The 24,945-nt window shown below is 72.1% G+C and carries 24 protein-coding genes; 17 read left to right on the plus strand and 7 right to left on the minus strand.

What is annotated here, in order from left to right; genetic code table 11:
• Positions 1–21: 21 nt before the first annotated feature.
• The 4 genes from ACSHXC_RS41950 to ACSHXC_RS41965 are packed head-to-tail and all read left to right on the plus strand — an operon-like array spanning position 22 to position 4,486.
• Positions 22–642, plus strand: coding sequence for a hypothetical protein (locus ACSHXC_RS41950; protein WP_438297514.1), 621 nt, complete (start codon positions 22–24; stop codon positions 640–642).
• A complete protein-coding gene (locus ACSHXC_RS41955; RefSeq protein ID WP_438297515.1) occupies positions 642–2,489 on the plus strand; it encodes an NADase-type glycan-binding domain-containing protein in 1,848 nt (615 codons plus the stop codon). Before ACSHXC_RS41950 ends, ACSHXC_RS41955 begins: the two co-directional genes overlap by 1 nt.
• A complete protein-coding gene (locus ACSHXC_RS41960; RefSeq protein ID WP_438297516.1) occupies positions 2,486–3,832 on the plus strand; it encodes a COG1470 family protein in 1,347 nt (448 codons plus the stop codon). Before ACSHXC_RS41955 ends, ACSHXC_RS41960 begins: the two co-directional genes overlap by 4 nt.
• Before the next feature lie 3 nt (positions 3,833–3,835).
• Complete coding sequence (locus ACSHXC_RS41965; RefSeq protein WP_438297517.1) at positions 3,836–4,486, plus strand: DUF4255 domain-containing protein; 651 nt, start codon at positions 3,836–3,838, stop codon at positions 4,484–4,486.
• A gap of 343 nt (positions 4,487–4,829) precedes the next feature.
• On the opposite strand, the gene ACSHXC_RS41970 is transcribed toward ACSHXC_RS41965, so the two are convergent.
• Both ACSHXC_RS41970 and ACSHXC_RS41975 read right to left on the minus strand, forming a co-directional pair.
• Entirely contained in the window at positions 4,830–6,725 is a 1,896-nt protein-coding gene (locus ACSHXC_RS41970) for an ATP-binding protein (protein WP_438297518.1), read from the minus strand.
• A 192-nt stretch (positions 6,726–6,917) separates the two neighbouring features.
• A complete protein-coding gene (locus ACSHXC_RS41975) occupies positions 6,918–8,201 on the minus strand; it encodes a choice-of-anchor A family protein (RefSeq protein WP_438297519.1) in 1,284 nt (427 codons plus the stop codon).
• A gap of 436 nt (positions 8,202–8,637) precedes the next feature.
• On the opposite strand from ACSHXC_RS41975, the gene ACSHXC_RS41980 reads away from it, so the two are divergent.
• A complete protein-coding gene (locus ACSHXC_RS41980) occupies positions 8,638–9,348 on the plus strand; it encodes a response regulator (RefSeq protein ID WP_438297520.1) in 711 nt (236 codons plus the stop codon).
• 11 nt (positions 9,349–9,359) lie between these two features.
• Here the strand turns inward: ACSHXC_RS41980 and ACSHXC_RS41985 are convergent, their stop codons facing one another.
• Positions 9,360–10,118: a carbohydrate-binding protein gene (locus tag ACSHXC_RS41985; protein ID WP_438297521.1), complete on the minus strand. Its 759-nt coding sequence runs from the start codon at positions 10,116–10,118 to the stop codon at positions 9,360–9,362.
• A 45-nt stretch (positions 10,119–10,163) separates the two neighbouring features.
• Positions 10,164–10,880 (minus strand): response regulator, encoded by a 717-nt coding sequence (locus ACSHXC_RS41990; RefSeq protein ID WP_438297522.1) that lies wholly within the window; start codon positions 10,878–10,880, stop codon positions 10,164–10,166.
• 197 nt (positions 10,881–11,077) lie between these two features.
• Between ACSHXC_RS41990 and ACSHXC_RS41995 the strand changes: the two genes are divergently transcribed.
• The 3 genes from ACSHXC_RS41995 to ACSHXC_RS42005 all read left to right on the plus strand — a co-directional run bounded on the left by ACSHXC_RS41995 (position 11,078) and on the right by ACSHXC_RS42005 (position 13,175).
• Positions 11,078–11,272, plus strand: coding sequence for a hypothetical protein (locus ACSHXC_RS41995; protein ID WP_438297523.1), 195 nt, complete (start codon positions 11,078–11,080; stop codon positions 11,270–11,272).
• 105 nt (positions 11,273–11,377) lie between these two features.
• Positions 11,378–12,532 carry a sensor histidine kinase gene (locus ACSHXC_RS42000; RefSeq protein WP_438297524.1) on the plus strand — a complete coding sequence of 385 codons (1,155 nt, stop codon included), beginning with the start codon at positions 11,378–11,380 and terminating at the stop codon, positions 12,530–12,532.
• A gap of 82 nt (positions 12,533–12,614) precedes the next feature.
• Positions 12,615–13,175, plus strand: a complete 561-nt coding sequence (locus tag ACSHXC_RS42005; RefSeq protein ID WP_438297525.1) for a sigma-70 family RNA polymerase sigma factor — start codon at positions 12,615–12,617, stop codon at positions 13,173–13,175.
• Here ACSHXC_RS42005 and ACSHXC_RS42010 read toward each other — a convergent pair.
• Positions 13,133–13,780 (minus strand): response regulator, encoded by a 648-nt coding sequence (locus ACSHXC_RS42010; protein WP_438297526.1) that lies wholly within the window; start codon positions 13,778–13,780, stop codon positions 13,133–13,135. The genes ACSHXC_RS42005 and ACSHXC_RS42010 overlap by 43 nt on opposite strands.
• 109 nt (positions 13,781–13,889) lie before the next feature.
• Between ACSHXC_RS42010 and ACSHXC_RS42015 the strand changes: the two genes are divergently transcribed.
• The 9 genes from ACSHXC_RS42015 (at position 13,890) to ACSHXC_RS42055 (ending at position 22,713) form a co-directional block, all read left to right on the plus strand.
• Entirely contained in the window at positions 13,890–14,540 is a 651-nt protein-coding gene (locus ACSHXC_RS42015; RefSeq protein ID WP_438297527.1) for a LuxR C-terminal-related transcriptional regulator, read from the plus strand.
• A 213-nt stretch (positions 14,541–14,753) separates the two neighbouring features.
• Positions 14,754–17,075 (plus strand): ATP-binding protein, encoded by a 2,322-nt coding sequence (locus ACSHXC_RS42020; protein ID WP_438297528.1) that lies wholly within the window; start codon positions 14,754–14,756, stop codon positions 17,073–17,075.
• Complete coding sequence (locus ACSHXC_RS42025) at positions 17,062–17,526, plus strand: roadblock/LC7 domain-containing protein (RefSeq protein ID WP_438297529.1); 465 nt, start codon at positions 17,062–17,064, stop codon at positions 17,524–17,526. Before ACSHXC_RS42020 ends, ACSHXC_RS42025 begins: the two co-directional genes overlap by 14 nt.
• A complete protein-coding gene (locus ACSHXC_RS42030; protein ID WP_438297530.1) occupies positions 17,507–17,869 on the plus strand; it encodes a DUF742 domain-containing protein in 363 nt (120 codons plus the stop codon). Before ACSHXC_RS42025 ends, ACSHXC_RS42030 begins: the two co-directional genes overlap by 20 nt.
• Positions 17,850–18,470 carry a GTP-binding protein gene (locus ACSHXC_RS42035; protein WP_438297531.1) on the plus strand — a complete coding sequence of 207 codons (621 nt, stop codon included), beginning with the start codon at positions 17,850–17,852 and terminating at the stop codon, positions 18,468–18,470. Before ACSHXC_RS42030 ends, ACSHXC_RS42035 begins: the two co-directional genes overlap by 20 nt.
• A 14-nt stretch (positions 18,471–18,484) precedes the next feature.
• Positions 18,485–18,913, plus strand: coding sequence for a roadblock/LC7 domain-containing protein (locus tag ACSHXC_RS42040; RefSeq protein WP_438297532.1), 429 nt, complete (start codon positions 18,485–18,487; stop codon positions 18,911–18,913).
• A 36-nt stretch (positions 18,914–18,949) separates the two neighbouring features.
• Positions 18,950–20,815, plus strand: coding sequence for a sensor histidine kinase (locus ACSHXC_RS42045; protein WP_438297533.1), 1,866 nt, complete (start codon positions 18,950–18,952; stop codon positions 20,813–20,815).
• A 3-nt stretch (positions 20,816–20,818) separates the two neighbouring features.
• Entirely contained in the window at positions 20,819–22,024 is a 1,206-nt protein-coding gene (locus tag ACSHXC_RS42050; RefSeq protein WP_438297535.1) for a sensor histidine kinase, read from the plus strand.
• Positions 22,021–22,713 carry a response regulator gene (locus tag ACSHXC_RS42055; RefSeq protein WP_438297536.1) on the plus strand — a complete coding sequence of 231 codons (693 nt, stop codon included), beginning with the start codon at positions 22,021–22,023 and terminating at the stop codon, positions 22,711–22,713. The genes ACSHXC_RS42050 and ACSHXC_RS42055 overlap by 4 nt, the downstream gene beginning before the upstream one ends.
• Here the strand turns inward: ACSHXC_RS42055 and ACSHXC_RS42060 are convergent.
• Both ACSHXC_RS42060 and ACSHXC_RS42065 read right to left on the minus strand, forming a co-directional pair.
• Positions 22,710–24,161, minus strand: coding sequence for a sensor histidine kinase (locus ACSHXC_RS42060; protein WP_438297537.1), 1,452 nt, complete (start codon positions 24,159–24,161; stop codon positions 22,710–22,712). The two genes, ACSHXC_RS42055 and ACSHXC_RS42060, sit on opposite strands and share 4 nt — an antisense overlap.
• Complete coding sequence (locus tag ACSHXC_RS42065; protein ID WP_438297539.1) at positions 24,158–24,889, minus strand: response regulator transcription factor; 732 nt, start codon at positions 24,887–24,889, stop codon at positions 24,158–24,160. Before ACSHXC_RS42065 ends, ACSHXC_RS42060 begins: the two co-directional genes overlap by 4 nt.
• Positions 24,890–24,945: the final 56 nt, after the last annotated feature.

Here is a 24,945-nt window from a genome sequence, read left to right on the forward strand (position 1 = left end):
GACAGACGGATAGGACGAGAGATGGAATCACCGCCGCGGGCTATTGCGGCACCCCCGCTGGTGCCCGGCAGCCGGTCGCTGCGCGCCGTCCTGCCGGAGAGCTACCGGCAGGGTGACTTCGCCGACCGCTTCATCGCCGGGTTCGACGACGCCCTGGCGCCCCTGATCACCACGCTGGACTGCCTGGACGCGTACTTCAGCCCGCGCACCGCGCCCGAGCACTTCGTGACGTGGATGCTGAGCTGGCACAACACGGCGCTGCCCGCGTGCGTGGGGGCGACCGGGCGCCGCAACGCGCTGCTGCTCGGCCACCAGTTGCACGGTCTTCGCGGCACCGCGGCGGGCCTGGACCTCCTGGTGCGGTACGTGCTCGGCGGCCGCCTGGAGCTGACCGAGTCGGGCGGCACGCACTGCGCGGCCGGGCCCGACGACCCCACTCTCCGCGGGCCGGGTCCGGGAGGAGCGCGGGCCCGGGTGCGCGTCCTGCTGCCGTCCGGGACGGTCGCGAGCCGGCCGGGTGTCGTGGACGACCTGGAGGAACTGGTCGGGGAGTGGATCCCGGCGCACGTCCGCGCCGAGGTGACGATCGAGGACGACGAGGACCCGCTGCTCGTGCGGGGCTCGGCGGGGGGTGCGTACTGATGGGAACGGCTTCGTCCGGCCACCAGGGCTGGCATGTGCCGAACGAGCAGGACATGTGCCACGGCTGCGGAGTGGTGGCCTACCCGGGTGAGATGTTCTGCGTGTCGTGCGGGGCGTACCTGGGGTGGGACCGGACCGGGAGCAACCCGGTCGTGCCGTCGGGGACGGGGGCTGGTTCCGGTACCGGGGGCGCGGACTTCGGCCGGTCGGCGGGTGCGGGGGGTGCCGCGCGGGGCGATGGCTCGGGGTATGGAAGTGCGGACTCCGCGCGAACGTCAACTGCTGGCGGTACGGGGCACGTTGGCGGCTCCGGATCCGCCTACGGCGCCGGATCGTCATCGGCAGGCGGGTCCGGGTACGGCGGCGGGACTTCCCCGACGGGCGGATCCGCGTACGGCGCCACTGGTGCGGCGCCGGCCGGTGGGTCCGGGTACGGCGCTTCGGGCTCGGCGCGGGCCAATGAGCCGGGATACGGCAGCACCGGCGCGGCGCAGACGGCCGGATCGGGGTACGGCGACCTGGCGGGCGCCGAATACACGGGTGCGCGGGACTGGGACATCCGGGCCCTGTACCCGGAGGCACAGCAAGGCTCTTCAGGGCGTACGGGATACGCGGGTACGGGCGCCGGTGACGCGGGATCCGGGACCCTCGCCCCCGGCTCCACGGGGGCCGCGAGCAGCGGTACGGGACCCTGGACGCAAGCCCCCGCTTCCGGCGCCCCCGCGACGGGCTCCTGGGACCCTGTCGGAACCGGAGGCGCCAACACATCTCTCTCCAGCGGTAGTTGGGGAGGCGGCGATGGTCTGCCCGAAGGCCTCCGCGCCGAGCCCGTGCGGCCGCAGGGCCTCTCCTCGTACCCCGGCTCACCGGCCCCCGACCTCTACGCGGGACCCCCGACCGCCGAACCCCCCACACGCCGGCCGCAGTTCGCCACCCCGGGCGAGGCCGGTCTGTACGCGGCCGCCGACAGCCCTTACACCGCCCCTGTCCAGGCCGACCCGTCCGCCGCGCAGACCCAGCTGATCGACGGCGAAGTGGTGCTCTGGGCCACACTGCCCGAGGAGCCCGCCGGCCCTTCGCCCTCCGACGCGCCGACCCCGTCCGAGGGCATGCCGCACCTGCTCCTGTGCCCGGAGTGCCAAGCCCCCAACGCCGAGAACCGTACGTACTGCCACCCGTGCGGCGCCCTGCTGCGCCCGGAGCCCGAGCCGCCCGAGCTCACCCGCTGGGAGCAGTTCCGCGAGGACTATCTGGCACGGCCCAAGGTGTGGCACTGGGACCACCGCTGGTCCATGGCGCTGGCCGCGCTGCCCGTCTGCCTGGTGGCCGGGATGTCGATGGGTGGTGTGGCGGCGGCCGCCGAGCGCGCCGTTCCGCTGGTCAAGGACCGCTTCGCGACCCAGTACGCGGTCACCCCCACGTCCGTGTCCGCGACCAGTTCGGCCAAGGGATTCGACCCACAGTTCGCACACGACGGCGTCGACAACAAGGCCTGGGCTCCGCAGGGCACGGGAGACGCTGCGGTGGGCCAGGCCTGGACGGCCACGTTCCAGACCCCGTTCCGGCTGACCGCCCTGTCCCTCATCAACGGCGCCGCCAAGACGCCCGAGCAGTTCTTCGAGAGCGGCCGGCCCACGAAGATCACGGTGACGGCGAACACGACCGATCAGGGGCCGGTCGAGAAGCAGATCACGCTGGGCGGCCAGCCCGGCCCGCAGCGCTTCGACCTGGGCATCGACAACGTGGTCTCGGTGCAGGTCCGGATCGACGCGGTGGCACCCGGCCTGAAGCCGGACACGCCCGTGGCGATGGCCGAGATCCAGTTCTTCAGCCGGCAGACGTCATGACCGTACGCGCCGAACTCACCGTGCCCGACGAGGTGATCACTCCGGGCGACTCGCTCACCGCCCATCTGCGGGTCTGGAACGAGAGCCGGATCGTCGACGCCTACCGGCTCACCCTGATCGGGCCGCCCGCCGACTGGCCGAACACCGAGGCCGCCCTCGGCCAGCTGCCCGTCTACCCGGGCAACCACGAGAAGATCAACATCCCGCTCACGCTGCCCCGCCACAGCGATCTTCCGCCCGGCCCGCTGACGTTCGCGGTCCAGGTCGCCTCCGTCGAGGACCCTCTCGCGGTGGCGGTGCCCGAAGCGACGCTGAGCGTGGGCGAGTTCCACGACCTCGACATGAAGCCGGTGCGCCCCCGGGTGGGCGGCGCCCTGTGGAGCACCAATCTGATCCTCCTGGAGAACACCGGCAACGCCACTACGACCTTCCGGCTGCACCTGGCGCCGGAGGCGCCGGACGCCCCGCTGCGCACCAAGCTGCGCCGCACGCGCCTGGCTCTGGACGCCGGGGAGGAAGCGCGCGTCGGGCTCAGCGTCCGCGTGACCAGTCCGGTGCCGGTGGGCACCGCGGCCGACTGGAAGCTCGGCGTCCGGGGCGGCTGGGGCGACGAGGAGGAACGGACCGCCGAGTTCGTCCACCGCCAGCGCCCGATCCTGCCCAAGCGGGCCATGAAGGCTCTGATCGCGCTGACCGCCGTGGCGGTGGCGGCGGTGGCCCTGTGGCTCTCCCCGGTCGGCGGCAAGAAGCCGACGGTCAAGACCGAGTCCAACAAGGGCCCCTCGCAGGTGGAGGCGGTACAGCAGGCGGAGAAGAAGGCCGCGGACGAGAAGAAGAAGCAGGCCGACGACCAGAAGAAGCAGGAGGAGCAGGCGAAGAAGGAGAAGGACGAGGCGGGTGCGCCGAAGAAGAAGCCGCTCGACGCGGTGTCGCTGTCCACCGACTCCAAGGCCAAGAAGCTCACGGACGAGTACACGGTCCCGAAGGGCTACCGGCTCGTGCTGAAGGCGGTGCAGATCACTGCGACGGGCCCGGCAACCGGCTCCCTGGTCCTGAGGGCCGGCACCCAGCAACTGGTGACCACACCGGTGACGGCCCCTCAGAGTCCCTCGGCCATGCCTCCGTCCCTGAAGGCGGGCGAGAAGATCTCGCTGCTCCTGAACTGTCCGGCACCGGCCGGTGGCGGCGCCCCCTCCCCGTCGGTGCCTCCGGGCCCCCAGCCGACCGACTGCATGGCCACCGCCGCACTCACCGGCGACCTGATCCCCCTCACGGGACCGAACGCCGAGAAGGAGACCCCTCCTACCGGCGCCCCCGCCCCCAACCCTTCGTCCAGGAGCTGACCTGTGAGCATCGTCCAGCGTGTCGACGACACCCTTGAGAAGGAGCTGCGCCGGGGTCCTCTGCGCGGTGTGAACGCCCAGGTGGTCTTCGAGACGCCGAACTCGGACTGGGCCGCCCGGCGTTCGGGGCTGTGCGTCAACCTGTTCCTGCACAGTGTCGAGGAGGACGTCGCGCAGCGGCAGTCCGGCGATACCAGCGTCATCGACGAGAACGGCGTCGTGGTGGGCTACACCCCGCCCGCCCGCTACTTCAAGCTCGGTTACGCGCTCACCGTCTGGGGCCACTCCCCGCGGGACGAACACCTCTTGTTCGGCTCCTTGTTGGAGTGGTGTGTCGCCACCGAGCAGCTGACGCCGCAGTCGAGCACGCCGGCCGGCCCGCTGACGCTCAAGCTGCGCGAGACCCCCGAGGGTACGGAGCCCATGGCCATGAAGCTGTGGTCGGGCCTCGGCACCCCGGCCCGGCCGGTGCTCGACCTGCTGGTGACGATCCCGGTCGCCAAGCCGGGCACGAAGGTGGAGACGGAGCCCATCCGCAGCGTGACCCTGCGGGCCCGCAACATCGAGCCGCCCGCCCCGGAGGACAAGCCCTTCCGCCCGCCCCGCCCCCGCGGCACTGCCCGGCCCCGCCGCCGGGTGGAGGAGATCGCCTGACCTCCGGGCCGGGCGCGAGAAGTGAGAGTGACGGCCAGGGCGTTCGTCTGGTTCTACGGGACCGAGCCGGGCTGCGCGTACCTGGCTCAGGTGTTCCGGCTGGCCACGACGCGGGGCTGAAGCTTCCCCCGTGCGCCTGAGGCGATGGCGGCCCACAGGCTCCGCTCCCCCGATCCGACGACCCCTTCGTCCGGGAAGTGGACGGTCTGCTCGGCCCGGTTGAAGAACATTCCTTCGGCCGGGCCCTGGTGGAGTTCCTCGGGGCGACAGCACCGGTGCCCGGGCGCGGTACGCGGCGTCCGGCGAAGCCGCAGCGCGTGAGCCACCCGGCACCGCTGCGGGGTCAGTCGGCCGGTGCGAAGAACCGTCCCAGCTTTCCGTACTCCGTCTCGACTCCCTGCAGCAGGTCCGCGCGGCACAGCGGGCGTTCGGCTGCGGCCGCGGCGAACGCGGCGCTCTCCACGCACGCGCGGATGCTGCCGCCCGCGAGGTCGTAGCTCTCGGCGAGCGTGTCCAGGCACACGTCCTCGGGGGCCGCGGTGCCGAGCAGGGAGCGCCACAGGCGGGCGCGGACGTCGGGGCCGGGGCTTTCGAAGTGGACGACCTCGTCGAAGCGGCGGGTGAAGGCGGCGTCGATGTTGGAGCGGAGGTTGGTGGTCAGGACGGCCAGGCCGTTGAAGGCTTCCAGGCGTTGCAGGAGGTAGCCGCTCTGCATGTTGGCGTGGCGGTCGTTGGAGCTCTTGACCTCGCCGCGTTTGGAGAACATCGAGTCGGCCTCGTCGAACAGGACGACGGCGTCGAGCAGCTCGGCGGCGGAGAAGACCCGCTCCAGGTTCTTCTCGGTCTCGCCGATGTACTTGGACACGATGGAGGGGAGGCTGATGACGTAGAGGTCGAGGTCCAGTTCGCGGGCCACGGCCTCGGCGGCCATGGTCTTGCCGGTGCCGGACTCGCCGGCGAACAGGGCGGCGGTTCCCCGGCCGCGGCCGCCGCCTCTGCGCAGACCCCAGCTGCCGAACACCGTCTCGCGGTGGCGGACGCGGGCCACCAGCATGTCCAGACGCGTGCGGACCTTCGCCGGGAGCACCAGGTCCTGCCAGCCGACCTCGGGGACGATGTGCCGGGCCAGGCCGCCGAGTTCACCGGCGGCGCGCCGGCGGGCGGCTTCCCGTACGGTCCGCGGGGCGGGAGTGGTCGCGTGCAGGGCCGCGGCGCGGTGGATGCGTTCCACGGAGACCGAGGCCGCGGCGCCGAGCTGGTTGCCGGGGCGCCGGGCGCCGGTGGCGCGCAGGTCCGTCTCGACGGGCTGGGGCGTGTCCCATCCGTACGCCGCCCAGGCCTCGCTGCCGTAGAGGAGGAGGGGGATGGGTGCGTCGGCCAGCTGGGTCACCAGGCGTCGCAGCAGGTCTGCCTGTTCGGGTTCGGTGGCGGCGGGGGCCGCGAGGGGCAGCAGGACGGCCGCGCCGAGCAGCCGCGCCTCCAGCGTGGTCTCGGCGGCGAGCTGTTGTGGGGGCACTCCGCCGCTGGTGAGGGCGTCGGGGTCCAGGAGGAGGGGGGCGAGGCCGGTCGCGGCGAGCGCGGTGCGGCTCGCCGGGAGTGCCTCGCCGTGGATGCCCTGGCGCAGGTAGCGGATCTGGTGCGGGTCGGCGGCGAGCGCCGTGTCCAGGCCCTTGGCGTGCCGCGGGTCGGTGTCGTCGGGGTGCGGCGGCAGGAGGTGCAGCCAGCGGTGGGCGGCCCCGCACCGCTCGCGGCCGACCAGGAAGTCGAGGACGCGGTCGGGGACGTCGAGCACCCGTTCCGGGAAGGACATCTCGCGGTTCTGGCAGGTCACCAGGCCGGTGTCGAACAGTGGCGAGCCCTGGCGCAGCAGGCCGTCGGCGATGGCGTCCGGTACGGGGATGCCCTGCACGGAGAGGGCCACCGAGACAGAGGGGCGCGAGGTGGGCAGCCCGCTCAGGAACTGGAAGGCGGCGCCGCAGACCGGCTTGAGCTCGGGCAGCAGGCAGGTGATGAGCAGGTCGGTCTCCCGCTGGGAGAGGCGGAACTCGCCGACCAGGTGGGCGAGTCGGTCGCCCTCGGTCCTGCGCAGCGCCAGCTGCTCGTCGCCGGGCCAGGTGTGGCTCTCGGTGGGCGGCTCCGCGGCGCCCTCCGACAGGCCGCCTTCCTCGCGCTCCGTGTAGAGGCGGCGCAGCCGTTCTTCGGCCACTTCGAGTCGTTCCTCGAACAGGCTTCGGCTCATCGGTCTGAGAGGTCCTTCGCGGGGGTGGGGCAGAGGGGCGGCGGTGCTTCCCGGCCGACCCTAGGAGGCGGGCGTGCCCGGGGGCTGTCCGCCCGGGTGGACTCGTACCGGTAAAAGGTTGATCGTTCGGGCCCGCGCGCCGGCCGGGGTGCCGCGAGGTGCCGTCGGCGCGCGGCGCTGCCCGTCGTCGTGTCAGCGGCGGGAGGCGCGGCGGCGGATGACCGCGTAGCCCGTGCAGGCGGCGCCGATGAGGAGGGTGGCGACGGCGCCCGTCGCGAACAGCGGGTCTACGCCGCCGCCGGTCAGGGCGAGGCGTCCCGTCTCGTCGGTGGCGGGCGTGGGCTGGGGAGAGGCGGACGGCGTGGGGGTGGGCGAGGCCGACGCGGACGGCTTCTTGCCGCTGGTCCCGGAGGACTTCGGGGTGGCGAGCGGGGGCAGCGCGGTCTCGGTGGGTGCGGGGTGGGCCGCGGGCGGCAGCGGCCTCGACGGCGACTCGCCGGCGGGGAGGCAGCCGGAGAAGGCCATCTGGTGGGTCTCCGCGCCGGGTACCGAGCTCAGCTTCTTGGCGATGACGGCGCCGTTGACATGGCCGGGCCCGGTCTTGGCGTTGCCGAGTTGCACAGCCGCGTCGGGAGCGAGGATCGTGCCGGGCCACGAGGCGCTGTTCTTGAGCAGCGAGGTGGCCTGCGGGAAGTTCCACAGCAGTTTCGACCGGAGGGTCTTGAAGGCGGCCGATCCCGCGGCGTAGTCGTCGAGGACGAACTTCTTGCTCGCCGGGTCCCATATCTCGACCCCGCTCAGCGAGGCGGCCGCCATGTCGTACGAGCCGCCGAGCACGTTGACCAGGGTGGTGGATCCTGCGGGGACCTTGAGCGAGATGCGGTCGGCCTGCTGGAGGTCGGCTGCGTCGATGGTGAAGACATTGCGCTGTGCGTCGGTGCCGGTGAGGAGCAGGGCCTTGTTGTTGGCGGGTCGGGTGGCCGTGGCGTTGGCCTTCAGGGCCGCCCAGGCCGTCGAGTTTGCGCGCAACGTGGCGAATTCGCGCTTGAAGTCCACGGGTGCGGTGCCCTCGGTGTGCGGGCCGTCGATGGCGAAGCTGCCCGGGCGGTTCGTCCGGCGCAGCTCTCCGTAGACGCCCGAGCCCTTGGCCATGACGACCTGATTGGCACTCAGGGTGCCGCCGACGACCAGGGAGTTGTGGTTGGGGAGTGCGCCGAGATCGGCGCCGCTGAGCTTGGCTCCGACCGTGAAGCCCTGGCCCGTGGCGCTGTCGCCGAAGTGCGCGTCGCCTCCGACGGCCACGGCACCCTCGGAGTCGGAGTACCGCGTGGCGTCGCCCTCGACGAACTCGGCGTACTTCCCGGCGGTCCCGAGCGGGTTCGTGCCGCACTGCGGCGCCGCCGTTGCCGAGGTGGCGGGCGCCAGGACGAGGGAAGCGACCACGCCGACGGTGGCGAGGGCTGCGGACGTGCGCATGCGAGATCTCCTGGTGAAACAGGGTGAGTTGGGCGGCAGGGAGCTGACCGGGACCGACTCTCCATCAGGCATGACACAGCGTCAATTGCCGCTATTTCACAGCAAAATAGACATTCGCTAATTAACCTCCTTAAGGCCACCTAAAGCGTGAGACAGGTCACGCGGAGAGCCGCACGACGGAACGGCCGCACCGCGCAGCCACGTTGGGGTTCGACCGGTCCCGGCGGGGGCCACCTGGGGCGGAGATGGTTGCAACATGAGAGGGTTTACCCACTCATACGGCTGTTCGTCGGGCCTGTCCGGGTACGGCAGGCGGTACCACCGACGTGCGTCCCACCGGAAGGATGTCCATGCTCTGCCTCCTCGCCCGCGGGCCGGCTCCGACGAACCCGGCTCCGGTGCGCGATCCCCGTCGGCCAGCAGGCCAGTTGAACCCATGAGGCGCGAAGAGGATTTCCCCACGGACACCGACACCCGCGTCCTGGTCGTCGACGACCAGGCGATCGCCCGCTCCGGGCTCCTCTCCCTGGTCGACTCCGTGCCCGGCTTCACCGTCGCGGCCGTGGCCGAGGACGGGCCCCAAGCGGTGGCGCAGGCGCGGGAACACGACGTGGACCTGGTCCTGATGGACCTCTGCATGCCGCACATCGACGGGGTCGAGACGACGCGCCGGCTGACCCGGCTGAGCCGGCCGCCCCGCGTCATCGTGCTGACCGCGTTCGCCGTCGACGACCAGGCGCTGGCCGCCCTGGAAGCGGGGGCCAGCGGCTTCTTGACCAAGGACGTCAGGCCGGCGGGGCTCCAGGGCGCGATGGAGAGCGTGATGCGCGGCGTCAGCCCGGTGTCGGCCGAGGTGCTGAGCCTCATCATGAAGAGGGCGTCGCACGGGACGGCCCGGGGCCGCGTGCACCGCGCCGAACTGCTCGGGCGGCTCACCGAGCAGGAGCGGTGCGTGCTGATGCTGATCGGGTCCGGCATGAGCAACGTACAGATCGCCGGGACGATCTATCTGTCCGTCTCCGGCGTCAAGGCCCACGTCTCGCGCATCCTGCGGAAGCTGGGCCTGCACAACCGCACCCAGGCGGCGGTGCTGGCGTATGAACTCAATCTGGTGGACGGGCAGTTCGGGCCCCACGCCCAGATCTGACGGCGGACCGGCTAACGCAGCCGCTGCCAGAGGGCCTCGGACTCGATGTAACTGGGATCGCCGTGGCCGACGTAGGCCTGCCGGCACCGGTAGACCACGCCGTTGTACGTCACCCGGTCCCCCACCCCGTAGGAGTCGCCCGCCTGCCAGACCGGCAGCGAACGGCCGTCCGAATGCGAGGGGGACGGCGAGGTCGGGTGGGAGGACGTGGACGCCGCGTGCGAGGTGGAGGGGTCCGCCCCCGTGCTCGGGGTGTGCTGTCCGTCGGCTCCCGGGGCGGACGGCGTGGTGCGGAAGGTGTCGGAGGCGCTCGGGTGTCCCGGTGTCGGGCCTTTCGGCGACGAGGCGTTGGGCGAGACCTGCGCGCCGGCCGACCGGGCCTGTTCCTCGGCGGTGGACGGCGTCGTGGAGGGGACCGTGTCGGGGGCTCCCGCGCCGTGTCCGGACGAGCCCATCAGGGCGGCGAGGTTGTCGGGGCCGCCTCCCCCGAAGGCGAGCATGCCCGCGCCCGCCAGCGCCAGGACCCCCGCGGCACCCGCGGATATGCGCCGACGCGCGCTGCGTGACCGTCGGCGCCTGCTGTGCAGTTGCGCCGGGTCGAAGACCATCGTCTCGTCGGCGCCGTGCGGTTGCACCCCGTCCAACGCCATCGTCGCGTCACCGCTGTGCGGTTGCACCGCGTCCAGCTCCGTCGTCGCGTCGTCGGAGGCCGTCTCGCCACGGGGTCGCTCGCACTGGCCCCCGGCGGACGGCGACTGCTGCCCGGCCACCCTCGATCACCGTCTCATGTCATGAAGTACAGGTATATGCCCAAGTTATGCGGCGACGGCGACCTGGCGGGCCAGGCCCGTCTCGTTGGCCACGAGCGCGGCCTGGGTGCGGTTTTCGAGGTGCAGCTTGCCGAGCAGCCGGGACACGTAGGTCTTCACGCTCGCGCGGGAGAGGTGGAGTTCCTCGGCGATGCGGGCGTTCTCGAAGCCGCAGCCGAGCAGTTGCAGGACGTGGCGCTCGCTGTCGTTGAGCAGGCCGACCCGGGGGTGGGCGCGGGTGAACCGGGTGCGGGAGCCGGTGGGCTTGTCCATGAGGCCGCCGAAGAGCTCCGGCGCGATCGCGCAGCCGTCCGCGAGCACGTGGCCGAGGACGGAGTCGAGCAGGGCCGCGTCCAGGTCCTTGGTGACGAACCCGCGGGCCCCGGCGTCCAGCGCCTCCGCCAGTCCCTCGTGCCCGGCGTCGCCGGTCAGCAGGACCACCTTGGGGGGCCGGCGAAGCAGACCGCCCAGGCGCTCGGCACGGAACCCCACGGACCGCGCCAACGACAGGTCCATGACGACGAGTTCGGGCTCGGCGCTCCGCAGGAGCTTCGTCACTTCCAGGGCGCTCGATGCCTCGGCCACCACGTCGTAGCCGAGACCTTCCAGAAGACGGCACAGCCGGGTACGGAATACCTGATCACCGTCGGCAACGAGCACGGTGCTCGGAAGCTGCTGCCTTTCGCCCGCCGGAGCGCTGTGAAGTTCCGCTGTCGAGTTCATGTGGACAAGTGTGGCGCATCCAGGCTTAGGCATGCTCTAACGACTTCTTAAAAACTCTTAATCCGCGTTATCGACGCAGAATCCGACACACACCGTGCCCGCGTGGTCACTGTTTCTCCGAGTGGTATTCCGGCACGCGGAAGACGGTATGGTTTCGCCAACTGTCAGAACCCACAGACCGACAGAAGGCCGACGCCATGAACAATTTCGAAGGTCGTGCGGGCCGCTGGTGGCCTGCTCCCCATTCCGCGCCGAGCGATACGCCGGTCTATGACGCCGTAGTGGCGGATCTCGGTTACCCGGAGATGGACGTCATCGTTCCCGGCCGGCTCGACGTGACATGGGAACAGCATCTCGGATACCTGCCTGCTCAGGATTCCCTGGATAGTTGAACCGCGCTCGGGACTTTGGCACCGAATTGTGCGGGACCAATGGAAGTTGATAACCGGGACGTTCGTCCCCCGGTGCGCCAATGTCCTCGTGTTCTACTTCTGCGAATGTCTCGACAACTCGAAACGACCTGGGCGCCCGAGCGCCTGTGGACGGCCGCCGCGTGCGGTGCGGCCCTGTGGGCCGTCTGGGACTCGGAGGCGTACGCCTTCAACGGCCTGGTCCTTTCGGGCAGACCAGCGTTGGCCGGTGCCGTGGGCGCGGCCGCGAGCCTGGTCCTGCTGTGGCATGCGCGGAGGCCCGTCCTTGTGGCCTCCCTCGCCGCGGTCGGCCACCTGCTGGCCTATGTGCCGGGCGCGCTGGGCCTGGCCATGTTCGCCACGGGTACGCGGGTGCCCGACCGCCGCGGTCTTGTGGTGCCGGTGGCCGCGGGGACGGCGCTGGCCCTGGTGGGCATCCGGGGCGGCACCCCCGCTCCGGGACTGCGGGAGAACTCGGTCGCGCTGGCTCTCGCCCTCGGTCCGCTGCTCGCCGGGTACGCGATCGGCCGGCACCACGAGCGTTCCGCCGCGGACCGCCGCCGGATGGGCGAGTTGGAGCGCGAGCGGGCGCTGTGGGCCGAGCGGGCCACCGCCCAGGAGCGGTCGCGGATCGCCCGGGACATGCACGACACCCTGGCCCACCGCTTGAGCGGCATCGTCCTGACCGCCAACGCGCTGCTGTCCTCTCCGGCCGCCTTGCCGGGCGCCTCGTCGCGGGCCGTCGAGCGGATCCGCAGCGACGGCCGAAAGGCGCTGGAGGAACTCCGCGAGACCCTCGGCCTGCTGGAACCCGGCGGCTGCGCCGGCCGGGCCACCGCTCCCGCGGACCGCATCGTGACCCTGGTCGAGGAGGTGCGCCGCGACGGCACCCGCGCGGAACTCCACGTCGACGGCCACCCCGAAGTGCTCCCGGAGCCGGTCCAGCTGACCGCCTATCGGGTCGTGCAGGAGTCCTTGACGAACGTGGCCCGGTACGCGCCCGGTGCCGCGATAGCGGTGACCCTGTGCTGCAATCCGGACGGGCTGCGCGTGGAGGTGACGGACACGGGCGCCCGGCGTCCCGTGGAGGCGGTGCTGCCCTCGGGCGGGAGCGGGCTCGCCGGGCTCGCCCAGCGGGTCGCCCAGCTGGGCGGTGCCTTCACGGCCGAGCCGCGCGGCGAGGGCTTCACCGTGCGGGCGCTCCTGCCCCACGCCTCCGCGCGGGCAGTCGAAGAAGGTTGATTGCCCTATGTCCGGCCGTCCACGGCCGGACGTCCTCCGGACGACGCCCCGGCGGCGGGGAGTGCGCCAGCCTGGGGGCACGATGGATGACCCGACAGGACACCGGCCCGTCCCCTACCCGGACTTCGAAGGCTACGTGCGCGCCCGCCGCGAGGTGCTGCTGCGCCGCGCGGAACGCCTGGTGCCCAACCCCCAGGACGCCCAGGACCTGTTGCAGCTGGCGCTGCTGCGCACGTTCCACCAGTGGGACCGCATCCGCAACAAGACCAACCCGGACGCCTACGTCCACCAGGTCCTCGACAGCGTACGGATCGACCACTGGCGCGGCGGAGGGTTCCGGGACGTGCCGACCGCCGACCTCCAGGACGGTGCGGTGCCCGACTTCGCTCCCGGTCACGCGGAGCACGAGGCGCTGCGCGCGCTGGTGGCCGGGCTGCCGCAACGACGCCGTCAGGTCGTGTTCATGCGCTACTGGCTCGGCATGAGCGCGGCCGAGATCGCCGCCGCGCTGGGCATCGGCCCCGCAACCGTCCGCAGCACCCTCTTCCAGACTCTGCTGCGGCTGCGCGCCGGGCTGGAGCGCGGCGAGGGCGCGGCGCCTCAGTCGGCGAGTCCCACCCGGTTGACGAACCGGGCCAGTTGAACGCGGTTCGCCAGGTCCAGTTTGGTGAGGGCGTGGGTGACGTGGTTCTTCACGGCCGCCTCGGTCAGGCCCAGCTCGCGGCCGATGGCGGCGTTGGTCAGGCCGGTGGCCAGCAGCCGCAGGACGGCGCGCTCCCGGTCGGTCAGGGCGGCGAGGCGTTCGAGTTCCTGCGGTGAGGGACGGTCGGCCCGGCGGAGCGAGCCGACCAGATGGCCCGCGACCTCGGGGTGCAGCACCGCGTGCCCGGCGTGGGCGGCCCGGACGGCCTCCAGCAGGTCCTCGACCGACAGGTCCTTGAGCAGGAAGCCGGACACTCCGCCGGTGAGGGCCTCGCGCACCAGGGCGCCGTCGTGGAAGGCGGTCAGGATCAGCACCCGGGGCGGTTCGGGCAGGGCCAGCAGGCGGGTGGCGAGCGAGAGGCCGCTCTCGTCCGGCAGCCCCAGGTCGACCAGGGCCACGTGCGGGCGGGTGCGGAGCACCGCCTCCATCCCTGACGCTGCGTCAGGGGCGGTGGCGGTCACCTCGATGTCCCCGCCGGAGGAGACGATCTGCCGCAGTCCGGTCCTGGCGATGACGTTGTCCTCGACAATCACTACCTTGATCATTAGCTGGCGGCTCCCCATCACCCGGTCGACATACCATCAACCTATGCCACCATCTGGTCCGATTCGTCCCACCCTTCCCTGTCCGCCCCCTCCCGTCGGAGCAGCGGGGATGATTACGGTCCTGCCGGTCAGCGGCGACCGGCACATGCGCCGGGTCCTGAGGGAACACCTGCTGGGGGGCCGGGGGATCAACACCGTCGAGGAGGCGTGGGACGCCACCACCGCGCGCGAGCGCGTCCGCGTCCTGCTCCCCGACGCCGTCGTTGTCCACGCCGGCCCCGGGGCCGAAGGGCTGGCCATCGCCCAGGAGATCGGGCACGAGCCGCATTCCCCTCGGATCCTTCTCGTCGGCTCACCGGAGGACCGGCTCGCGGAAGCGGCCATTTGCACCGGAGCCTCGGGACTTCTGTCCGTGAATTCCCTGCACAAAGACCTGGTTCGCGCGGTACGGGCTGTCGTGGCGGGCCATGCGTTCTTCTCCAGCGAAATGACGAGGGACGTCGTCGAACTCGCCTCACGCCGGGTGTGGACACAACGCGTTCCCGCTCAGAGAAAGGCACTCGACGCCTTGACGGACCGTCAGCACGAGGTACTCGAACTCCTCGCCACCGGCATGTCCAATGCCGAGATCGCCGAATCACTGGGGCTCCGCCCCGGGACGGTCAAAACGCATGTGAGCCAGGTGCTCGCACGTCTCGGGGCGCAGAATCGCGTCGAGGCGGCCCGCATTGTCTTCGGGCCCTGCCCCGCCGCACGATAAGGGGCGGCACGGGGCCATGGGATCAACTTTCGGCCGATGGGGGTAGCCCATTGGTCAAGTGAGTCGCCATCAGAACGTACATAGGCTGGGACGGCCCTATTCCACTTCCTCGGAAACCAGGTCTCCCCCGTGAAAAAAGGTGCTCCTGCGCCGAGCCCCCGGCACGAGCAGATACCGGGAGCGGGCGGCACCCCCCTGCCCTGGCGTAGGCGTGTGCTCGCCGACCTCCGGGTGCCCACCCGCATGCTGATCGTGGTCCTCGTACCGCTGCTCGCCGCCCTCGGCTTCGCCGGCATGCGCGTCAAGGAGGCCCTGGACACCGCCGACCAGCACCGCGAGACGGCGCAGATCGCCCAGACCAGCCGCACCGGGACCTCCCTGATCCGGGCGCTGGCCCAGGAGCGCGACCTGGCGGTCGACCCGAAGGCCCGCGAGCGGCTCCACCCCTCCGACGGCACCGGGCGCGCCGAAACCGAGGCCAAGGCCAAGCAGTTCCTGGACGAGCTGAAGCAACTGCCCGCCAGCTCCGGCATGGAGCGCCAGTACCAGGTCACCAGCGCCGGACTCGACGCCCTCAAGGACATCCGCAAACTGGCGGACTCCCACAGCGCCCCCAGCGACGTCGAGAACCAGTACGGCGGTGTGATCGTGTCGATCGCCAGTCTGTACAACCAGGTCGGCGGGCTGGGCGAGCAGGCCCGGGGCGCGGGCTGGACGCTGTACACCCTGGCTCTCTATGACGTCATGGTCACGAGCCAGCGTTCGGTGCTGTCCTCCGCGCCTTCCGGCAACCTCACCACGGGGGCACAGGGCAACGTCCTCGCCTCCCAGCTCGTACGCGACATCACCGGCCGGGAGTTCGGGCTCTACGCCGAGCCGACCGAGGCTGCCGCCTTCAAGCAGATCGTCGACGCCGCGCCCTCCACCGCCGTGACCGGCGAAATCGGCAAGCTGAGCACCTCCACCGGCCAGGTCAACCTCAGCAAGGTGCTGCCGAAGAGCTGGTACCAGGACCTCACCCGCGTCAGCACCCAACTGGACCAGCTCCAGGACCGGGTGGAGGACCGCATCCTGGCCAGCGCGCACGACCAGGAGGAGCAGGCCCACCAGAAGGCCGTCATCTCCATCGTCCTGTCGGTACTGGCCCTGCTGATCGCCACGGTCCTGGTCATGGCGACCTCCCGGCACCTGGTGCGCGGCCTGTCCTGGCTGCGCCGCTCGGCGGTGAAGGTGGCCGACATCCACCTCCCCGACGTGACCCGCCACCTCTCGCAGGGCAGCGAGCTGCCGCGCGCGCTGGAGGGCAGGGTGCTCGCTCCACGCAGCCGGGACGAGATCGGCGACGTGGCGCGCGCCTTCGACCGGGTCTACCTGGAGGCCGTACGCCTGGCACGCCAGCAGGCCGGCATGCGCGAGGAGGTCAACCTCCTCTTCCAGAACCTCTCCCGGCGCAACCAGTCCCTCGTCCAGCGCCAACTGGCCGTCATCACCGAGCTGGAGAGCCGCGAGCCGGAACCGGACGCGCTCTCCCACCTGTTCCACCTCGACCACCTCTCCACCCAGATCCGCCGCAACAGCGAGAACCTGCTGGTGCTTGCCGGGGCGGAGATCTCGGCCGAGCGGCGCGAGACCACGGACCTGCTCGCGCTGGTGCGGACCGCGGCCTCCGAGATCGAGGACTACCGGCGGGTCACCTACCACGCGCTGCCCCCGGTCGGCGTCGTGGGCTACGCCGCCGACGACCTCGTCCACCTGGTCGCCGAACTCCTCGACAACGCGGCCTCGTTCTCCAGCCCGGACACCTGGGTCGTGGTGAGCGGCCGACGGATGCCCGACGGCCGCGCCCTCCTGGAGATCCGCGACGCGGGCATCGGGATGGGCCCCGAGCAACTGGCCCAGGCCGAACAGACCCTGCGCCAGGCCGCCGGGTTCCGGTCCCACCTCAGCGAGTCCATGGGGCTCTACGTCGTGGGGGCGCTGGCCCGCAAGCACCAGGTGGCCGTCCGGCTGTACGAGAACACGCCGACCGGCCTGGTGGCCTCGCTGATCCTGCCGCAGTCCATGCTGGCCCAGCCGGCCCCGGCCCCGGTCCCGGCGCAGCCGGCCCAGCCGTCGGCCCCGTCGGCGGCACAGCCCGTCCGGTACGGGCAGGCCCGCAGGATGATGGGCGCCCGAGTTCAGGAGAGCGCGCCCGCGGCCGTGGCCGCCCAGGACCCGACGACCGTGTCGATGCAGGCCGTCAGCCCTTCGGCCGGGAACGAGTCCGTACCACGGCAGTCGGGTGCGGCGCAGGAGTCCGTACCCCGGCAGGGCGGCCCGGCTCAGGAGTCCACGCAGGCCGGTCTGCCGGTGCGTCAGCGGCGGGCCCGCGTCGGCAGCATCACCGCGCCCGGCCCGGCCGGCGGTGACTCCGCCGCCCTTCCCGATCCCGCCGAGATCCGGCGGCGCATGAGCGGCCTGACCGACGGGATCGCCCAGGCGCAGCCCCAGCCGCCGCAGGAGCCCGCCCAGGAGGAGTCCCGTGTACGCGATTGAGCCGTCCCCCGCACCGCGTTCCCTGACCCAGGGCACCGACAAGGTGCGCGAGTTCCAGTGGGTACTGCAGAAATTCCAGACCGACCTGCCGGGCGTCTTCGACGTCGCGCTGGTCTCGGCGGACGGGGTGCTGCTCGCCCGGGCCTCGGACGCCAAGGCACCGGCGCCCGGACTCGTGTCGCCGATCACCAGCGGCCTCGCGGCCCTGGGGTACGCGGCGGCGGAGCTCCACGATTCGGGTGCGGTGCACCGCACCGTCCTGGAGATGCAGCACTCGATCCTGGTCGTGGTGACCGTCTCCGACGGGTCGCTCCTGGCGGTCGCCGCCGACACCGGTACCGACCGGGCGGTCCTCGGCTACCAGATGACCCGGCTGGTGCGGCGCGTGGGCCACGTCCTCACCCCCGAACTGCGGTCCACGTTGAGGGATCATGCCGCAGCAGCCGACTGAGCCGTCCAGACCCGGTCCCCCGCCGCTGGCTCCCCGCCCGTACACCATCACGGCGGGGCGGACGGTGACCGGCCTGGAACTCCCCCTGGAGGCCCTGGTCGTGACCGAGCGGCGGGGCCCGCTCGGCGCGGGGCAGCCCGAGCACGAGCTGATCCTGGCGCTGTGCACCGAGGCCGCCTCGATCGCCGAGGTGTCCGCGCATCTGCGGGTGCCCGTGGGCGTCGCGCGGATCCTCGTCGCGGACCTGTCCGCCGTCGGCCTCGTCTCGGTTGTGGAGCCCATCGGCGACCGGCCGACCACCGCACTGTTGGAAAGGGTCCTCAGTGGACTTCACAGCCTCTAAGCAGCCGCCCTCCGCTCAGGAGATGTCCTCGGCCAAGATCGTCGTGGCCGGTGGTTTCGGCGTCGGCAAGACCACCCTGATCGGCAGCGTCTCGGAGATCCCCCCACTGCGGACGGAAGCGGTCATGACCGTCGCCTCCGAGGGCATCGACAGCCTCAGCCACGTCCCGTCCAAGCAGACCACCACGGTGGCGATGGACTTCGGCCGGCTGACCCTGGAGGAGTCCCTCGTCCTGTACCTGTTCGGGACACCGGGGCAGGACCGGTTCTGGTTCATGTGGGACGACGTGGTGTGCGGGTCGATCGGCGCCGTCGTCCTCGCGGACAGCCGGCGCCTCGCCGACTCCTTCCCGGCGGTCGACTACTTCGAGGCGTGCGGCGTCCCGTTCGTCGTCGCGCTCAACGGCTTCGACGGCCGTCAGCCCTTCGCCCCCGACGAGGTCCGCAAAGCCCTCCGACTCGGCGAGGACGTACCGGTGGTGCAGACCGACGCGAGGCAGCGCTCCGCCGTCCAGGACGTACTGATCCGGATGGTCGAGCACGCCCTGGAGCGGCGGCTCGCCACGGCGGCCGTCCCACGGGCCACGACCGCGGTCCTTTGAAAACGGAGAGAGAAATGCAGACAGCCGGGAACCAGGCCCTGGACATCCAGAACGTCATCCACGACTCCTGGGAGACGACCCCCGGGGTCAGGTGCGCCGTGCTCCTGTCGGCCGGCGGCCTCGTCCTGTGCTCGGACCCGTCCACCGACACCGCCGACGCCGAGCGGCTCGCCGCGCTGTCCTCCAGCCTGGTCTCGCTCACCAAGGCGGCCGCCCAGGCGTACGGGAGCGGCTGGGTGGGAGCCGTCATGATCAACATGCAGCGGCACCACCTCTGCATGGCGCCCGTCGACGCGCAGACGAGCCTCGTCATGGTGTCCGACGCCGACACCGACACCGGTCAGGTCATGTACGCCGCCTCTCTGCTGGCCGCCGAGATCGCCGTGCTCCTGGACAGCGCCACCCGAGAGCACCTCGGCCGGTTCTTTCTTCAGCCCGGCTGAGCAGACGCATGCCCACCGAGCACGACTTGGGATCAGATGAGTAGACACTGGCTGCGCCACCGGCGGCTGGGCATGCAGGTGGCGGCGGTACTCGCACTGCCCGTGTCCCTGGCCGTCGCCCTGGCCGCCCTCCAGATCCAGGACGCGGCCGCCGTCTGTGCCCGGCGGGTCACCGCCGAGCGGCAGGCCCTGCTCTCGGTGACGGCGGCCTCCCTCGCCCGCGACCTCCAGAACGAACGCGACGCCCTGTCCGTGGCGTCGGGCCGGGCCGACGCCGACGTCACCCAGCGCCGCCGGCTCACCGACACCGCACTGGCCGACTTCCGTACGGCCGCAGGCCACAACCAGGGGGACCCGGGGATCGCGGGGCGGCTCACACAGGCCCGGGAGGCCCTGGAGCAGCTGCCCGCGGCCCGCGCGGGCGAGATGACCAAACGGTCCGCGCTGCTGCCCTCGATCGCGGCCTACGCCCGCATCGTCACCGCCCTCGACGCGCTGGTGCCGTCCGGTGGCCCCGGCGCACGCACCGCGGACGCCACCTGGGCCCCGTACACCCTCGCCGCCGGCACCGCCGCCCTCTCCGCGCAGCGCGCGCTCATCAACTCCCCCGTCGCCAAAGGCAAGTTCACGAACGACGAGGTGTCCTTCCTCGCCCAGCAGGAGGGCCTGCGCCGGTTCATGGCGCGGGAACACGAGGCCGCATCCCAACCCGGCGACCCCGCCGCCAAGGACGGCGTCGACACCTCCTGCCTGACCGAGCCGCTCGGCAAGGCCCTCGCCGGCGAGCACCCTGCCCCCGCGCCCTGGGTCGCGTGCAGCACACGCGTCCTCGACCAGATGCACACGGCCGAGGACGCCCTCCTCAAGCAGACCCTGCGATTCGCCGCGACCGCCCGCGACGAGGCCCGCCAGGCGCTGATCCGGCACGCCGTCGCGATCGCCGCCGTGCTCCTCGCCTCCGCCGCCGTCGCCGCCCTCACCGCCCGCCGCCTGATCCGCCGGCTGCACCGGCTGCGCCGGGCGGCCCTCAAGGCCCAGAACGAACTGCCCTCCTTCGTCCGGCGGATGGCCCGCGCCCAGCATCCCCAGCACCTCGCCTTCGACGTGACACCGGTCGACCTCGGCCACCGGGACGAAGTCGGGGACCTGACCCGGGCGTTCGACGCGGTCGTCAAGGAAGCCGTCGACCAGACCGCACAGCAGGCGGTGCTGCGCGCCGCCGTGCGCGCCAAGCTCGCCGCCATGTCGCGGCGCAGCCACCTCCTGGTGCACCAGCAGCTCGACCTGCTCTCCCAGCTCCAGATGGCCGAACAGGATCCGGCCGTGCTCGGCTCGCTGTTCCGGCTCGACCACCTCGCCACCCGGATGCGCCGCCACGGCGAGACCACCCTCGTCCTGGCGGGCGAGGACCCCGGGCGCCGCCACCGCGAGGACGCCCCGCTCATCGACGTCCTGCGGGCCGCGGCGGCAGAGGTCGAGGACTACACCCGCGCCGTCGTACGTCCGGACGTGCCCGGCGTGTACCTCAGGGCCGGAACCGTCCACGGCATCACGCACATGATGGCCGAACTGATCGAGAACGCCACGAAGTTCTCCCCCGCCGACCGGTCCGTCCGCCTCTCGGCGGAGGCGACCGGCGCCGGAGGTGTGGTCGTGCGCGTCAGCGACGACGGCATCGGCATCGGCCCCGAGCAGCTCGACGCGCTCAACGTGCGCCTGCAGAGCGAACTGCCCGTGGACTGGGTGCAGTCCGAGTCCACCGGTCTGTACGCCGTCAACTGCCTGGCCTCGCTGCACGGCGCGAGCGTGTACCTCGACTCGACCGAGCAGGGCACCACCGTCGCCGTCGCCCTCCCCGCGGCCCTGCTGGTGCCCGCGCCGACGCACCCGCGCCCGGAGTGAACCATGCCGGCCCACGTCTGCACACTCATCCGTCGGCGGCTGCGCTCCCTGCTGCGCTGCGACGCCCCCTCGCCCCGGCGGCTGCACCTCCTGGACGCCGCCCTCGCCCTGCTCGTCGGCGCCGCCAGCTGCCTGGCCCTGGCGACGGTGCACCGCACGGGGCTCGTCCACAGCTATCCGCTCAGCTGCCTGTGCGCGCTGGTCGCGGCCGCGAGCCTGATGTGGCGGCGCACCCGCCCCGGCCTCTGCGTCCTCGTCGCGTTCGCCGCGACCCTGTGCTCGGACGAGGGGACGGCGCTGACCGCCGCGACCTATGCGGTGGGCCGCTACGGCACGCGCCGGCGGGCGTCCCTCGTGGGCGGCGCCGCGCTGGCCTGGCTGAGCACCCGGTGGCTGACCGGCGAACTGATCGACAGCGCACCGTGGCGGATCTACTTCACCGGTCTCGCCTACGTCCTGCCCGCCGTGTGCGGCCACTTCGTGCGGCGCCGACGGGCGTTCGAGGAGCACCTGAGCGCACGTATCGCCCGCGCGGAGGCCGCCACCGACCACGCCGCCCGCTTCGCCCTCACCGAGAAGGGGACGCTGCTCGCCCACGAGATCCACGACAACGTCGGCCACCACACCACGTACCTGGTGCTGCGCGCCGGAGCCGCAGGACGGCGCGCGGGCCTGCCCGCCGAGGTGGCCAAGGACTTCGAGGAACTCCAGGAAGGGGCGCTCACCGTCATGCGCGGGCTGCGCGACGTCATCGACGCGCTGCGCGCCCCCGGCGAAGCCGACCACCGCCTGCGCCATCCCGACTGCCACGACTTCCTGGCCGGTCTGACCCGGAACATGCGGGCGATCGGCATGGACGCCACGTACACCGTCACCGGCACACCCCGGGACTGCGGAACACCCGGCGACGACCTGCTGTACCGGGCGGGCCGCGAGGCGCTCACCAACGCGGCCAAGTACGCGCCCGGCGCGCCGCTCCACATCGGCCTGGCCTTCACCTCCGACACCGTGTCCCTCACCGTCCGCAACGGCCCCAGCCCGCACCGGCCCGTCGCCCTCGACTCCGGAGGGCTCGGCCTGGTCGGACTGCGCGGGGCCGTCACCGCGGCCGGCGGCCACTTCCATGCCGGACGGCTGCCGGACGGCGGCTTCCGCGTCCGGGCCGTCCTGCCGATCCCGCACTCCGAGGAAAAGGAACCCGCACCGTGACCATTCGAGTGATCATCGTCGACGACCAGGCCATCATCCGGTCGGGCCTGCGGATGATGATGGAAGCCTCCGAGGAGTTCGAGGTGGTGGGCGAGGCCGCCGACGGCGCGGACGCCATCATCCAGGCGAAGCTGCACCAGCCCGACATCGCGCTCATGGACCTGCGCATGCCGAACATGGACGGCGTCTGCGCCACCCGCAAACTGGTCCAACTCCCCAACCCGCCGCACGTCCTGGTCCTCAGCACCTACAGCAGCGACAACCACGTCCTGGAGGCCCTCGACGCCGGCGCCAGCGGCTTCCTCCTCAAGGACCTGCGCTGCGAGGAACTGCTGTCCGCGATGCGCGTCATCGCCTCCGGGGGCCGCGTCTTCGCCCCGGAACTCCTGCGCAACCTGGTCCGCCAGGCGACCCTGCGCACCCCGGTGCACGTCAACGGCATCGACGCCCGGGTGGCCGCCCTCAGCGACAGCGAGCGCAAGGTGCTGCGCCTGATCGGCATGGGCATGTCCAACGGCCAGATAGCCAAGGAACTGCACCTGGCCGGCGCGAGCGTGAAGACGTACGTATCCAGGACGCTGGCGAAACTGGGCCTCAACAACCGCACCCAGGCCGCGGTGGTCGCGTACACGATCGGGCTGGTGAACAACCCGGCGGACGGCCCGGACGAGGCGGCGGGCACGGCTTAGTGCGGCGCGCGGTGCTTGTGGCGCCGGTCGGTGCGGGCCCTGCCCGCGCGGGTGAAGCGGCCGGGGCGCCGCTGGATGCCCCGCCTCCGGTGCGGTCGGCCGTCCCGGTGGTGAGGGGTCCGGCTCATCCTGAGGCCGATCTCGGCGCCGCCGAGGACGGACCGGCCGACCGTCACGTCGCCTCCGGTGGACTGGGCCAGGCGGCGCACGATGTCGAGTCCGAGCCCGGTCGAGCCGTGCCGCGTCCCGTCGTTGCCACGACGCAGCGCCGCGTCGGGGTCGGCGATGCCCTCGCCCGCGTCCGAGACCAGGACGATGACCGTGTCGTCGCTCTGGTGCACGTCCACCGCGAAGGCCGTGCCCAGCGGGGTGTGCCGGAAGATGTTGCCGAGCATCGCGTCGAGGGCGGCGGTCAGTTCGGTGCGCGGCACCGGGAGGTGCACCGGGGTCTCGACGCCGGACAGCCGCGTCTGCCGGCCCTCGTCCTCGGCCAGGGCCGACCAGAACACCATGCGTTCGCGCAGGACTTCCGCCGCGTCGCAGCCGCTGCTCTCGCCCGCCGGGCCACGGGTGTTCGGGCGCTGTTCGCGGGCCGTGCGGATGATGGTGTCCACCTCGCGCTCCAGTTGTTCGACCGCCGCGCGGGTCTGCTCGACCGCCGCCCGGGACTCGGCGCTGCGCCCCTCGTCCAGGGACGCCGCGTTGAGGCGCAGCACCGTCAGCGGGGTCCGCAGCCGGTGGGAGAGGTCGGCCGCCAGCTCCCGCTCGGCGGCCAGCAGGTGCACCACCTGGTCGGCCATCGCGTTGAACGCGCTGGCCACCGACCGGAGTTCGGCCGGCCCCGCCTCGGTCACCCGGGTGTCCAGCTGGCCCTGGCCCAGGTCGTGTGCGGCCCGTGCGAGGTGCTCGGCGGGCCGCACCGTGCGCACGCCCAGCCGGTCGGCGACCGCCACCGAACCGATCACCAGGGCGGTCGCGATGCCGGCCAGGACCAGCCAGGCCGTCCCGACGCCCCGGGTGACCTCGGCCGCCGGCACGAACACCTCCACCAGCGCCAGCCGGCCGGTGCTCAGCGCCGTGGGCTGGAGCATGGCCCATCCGCCCGGAACCTCGACCCTGGACAGCTTGCCCCGGGTCACGGCGGCCGCCACCTCCTCGGGCCGCGCCCGGCCGGTCCCCAGGTCCCAGCCCCCGTCGCCCGGACCGCGCGGCACGTGTACGGCCAGCCGACCCCGCTCCCCCGCCTCGGTGGAGGCGATGGCTTTCTCCAACTGCCGCCGGTCCGTGGTGATGGAGAGCACCGGGCCGATGGTGGCGGCCTGGCGTTCGGCGTCGGTGAAGGCCCGGTCACGGGCCATCTGCTGGACGGCGGCGCCCAGCGGCACGGCGAACGCCGCCACCACCATCACCGTCACCGCCAGACAGATGCGTACGAGGGCCCATCTCATGCGCTGAGGGCGGTCGTGGCAGCGGGGCCGGCCGCGCCCGGGGGCTCCAGCTTGATGCCGACGCCCCGGACGGTGTGCAGATAGCGCGGCTGGGCCGCCGTCTCGCCGAGCTTGCGGCGCAGCCACGACAGGTGGACGTCGATGGTCTGGTCGTCGCCGTACGACTGCTGCCACACCTCGGCGAGCAGATCACGGCGGGAGACGACGAGACCCGGCCGTTGGGCGAGGAAGGTCAGCAGATCGAATTCGCGGCGGCTGAGCTCCAGCGGCCGCTCGCCCAGGGTCGCCCGGCGGCGCAACGGGTCGATGCACAGGTCGTGCACGCGGACAAGGCCGGCGTCCTCCTGTTCCCGGCCGAGCGGGCCCCGGCCCGTTCTGCGGAGCACCGCGGCCAGCCGTGCGGAGAGCTGCTCCACCGAGAACGGCTTGGTCAGGTAGTCGTCGGCGCCGTTGTTGAGGAGCCGTACGATCTCGGCCTCGTCATCACGCGCGGTGGCGATGATCACGGGTATGTCGGTCATGCCGCGCATCATCTTCAGGACCTCGGACCCGTCGAGATCGGGAAGGCCCAAATCGAGAATGACGACATCCAGGCATTGCGAGGAGACTTCTCGCAGGGCTTCCAGTGCCGTTCCGACACTGCGCACCGTGTGCTGCGCGTCGGTGAGATGCCGAATGAGCGCCGAGCGTACCGAGGCGTCGTCTTCGACTACGAGCACATTCGCCATGCCGAGGAGTCTAGGCCATACTTTTCGACTGCCCTGTCCGGAAGTTGAATGGGGCG

Origin of the sequence: Streptomyces sp. HUAS TT7 (assembly GCF_051550175.1) — a bacterium.
Classification (GTDB): domain Bacteria; phylum Actinomycetota; class Actinomycetes; order Streptomycetales; family Streptomycetaceae; genus Streptomyces.

What these genes read in the sequence shown, in the direction of transcription:
- ACSHXC_RS41950 (WP_438297514.1), top strand. Translation starts at nt 22, where the DNA reads ATGGAATCACCGCCGCGGGCTATTGCGGCACCCCCGCTGGTGCCCGGC.
- ACSHXC_RS41955 (WP_438297515.1), top strand. Translation starts at nt 642, where the DNA reads ATGGGAACGGCTTCGTCCGGCCACCAGGGCTGGCATGTGCCGAACGAG.
- ACSHXC_RS41960 (WP_438297516.1), top strand. Translation starts at nt 2,486, where the DNA reads ATGACCGTACGCGCCGAACTCACCGTGCCCGACGAGGTGATCACTCCG.
- ACSHXC_RS41970 (WP_438297518.1), bottom strand. Translation starts at nt 6,725, where the DNA reads ATGAGCCGAAGCCTGTTCGAGGAACGACTCGAAGTGGCCGAAGAACGG.
- ACSHXC_RS41975 (WP_438297519.1), bottom strand. Translation starts at nt 8,201, where the DNA reads ATGCGCACGTCCGCAGCCCTCGCCACCGTCGGCGTGGTCGCTTCCCTC.
- ACSHXC_RS41980 (WP_438297520.1), top strand. Translation starts at nt 8,638, where the DNA reads ATGAGGCGCGAAGAGGATTTCCCCACGGACACCGACACCCGCGTCCTG.
- ACSHXC_RS41990 (WP_438297522.1), bottom strand. Translation starts at nt 10,880, where the DNA reads ATGAACTCGACAGCGGAACTTCACAGCGCTCCGGCGGGCGAAAGGCAG.
- ACSHXC_RS41995 (WP_438297523.1), top strand. Translation starts at nt 11,078, where the DNA reads ATGAACAATTTCGAAGGTCGTGCGGGCCGCTGGTGGCCTGCTCCCCAT.
- ACSHXC_RS42000 (WP_438297524.1), top strand. Translation starts at nt 11,378, where the DNA reads ATGTCTCGACAACTCGAAACGACCTGGGCGCCCGAGCGCCTGTGGACG.
- ACSHXC_RS42005 (WP_438297525.1), top strand. Translation starts at nt 12,615, where the DNA reads ATGGATGACCCGACAGGACACCGGCCCGTCCCCTACCCGGACTTCGAA.
- ACSHXC_RS42010 (WP_438297526.1), bottom strand. Translation starts at nt 13,780, where the DNA reads ATGATCAAGGTAGTGATTGTCGAGGACAACGTCATCGCCAGGACCGGA.
- ACSHXC_RS42015 (WP_438297527.1), top strand. Translation starts at nt 13,890, where the DNA reads ATGATTACGGTCCTGCCGGTCAGCGGCGACCGGCACATGCGCCGGGTC.
- ACSHXC_RS42030 (WP_438297530.1), top strand. Translation starts at nt 17,507, where the DNA reads ATGCCGCAGCAGCCGACTGAGCCGTCCAGACCCGGTCCCCCGCCGCTG.
- ACSHXC_RS42040 (WP_438297532.1), top strand. Translation starts at nt 18,485, where the DNA reads ATGCAGACAGCCGGGAACCAGGCCCTGGACATCCAGAACGTCATCCAC.
- ACSHXC_RS42045 (WP_438297533.1), top strand. Translation starts at nt 18,950, where the DNA reads ATGAGTAGACACTGGCTGCGCCACCGGCGGCTGGGCATGCAGGTGGCG.
- ACSHXC_RS42050 (WP_438297535.1), top strand. Translation starts at nt 20,819, where the DNA reads ATGCCGGCCCACGTCTGCACACTCATCCGTCGGCGGCTGCGCTCCCTG.
- ACSHXC_RS42060 (WP_438297537.1), bottom strand. Translation starts at nt 24,161, where the DNA reads ATGAGATGGGCCCTCGTACGCATCTGTCTGGCGGTGACGGTGATGGTG.
- ACSHXC_RS42065 (WP_438297539.1), bottom strand. Translation starts at nt 24,889, where the DNA reads ATGGCGAATGTGCTCGTAGTCGAAGACGACGCCTCGGTACGCTCGGCG.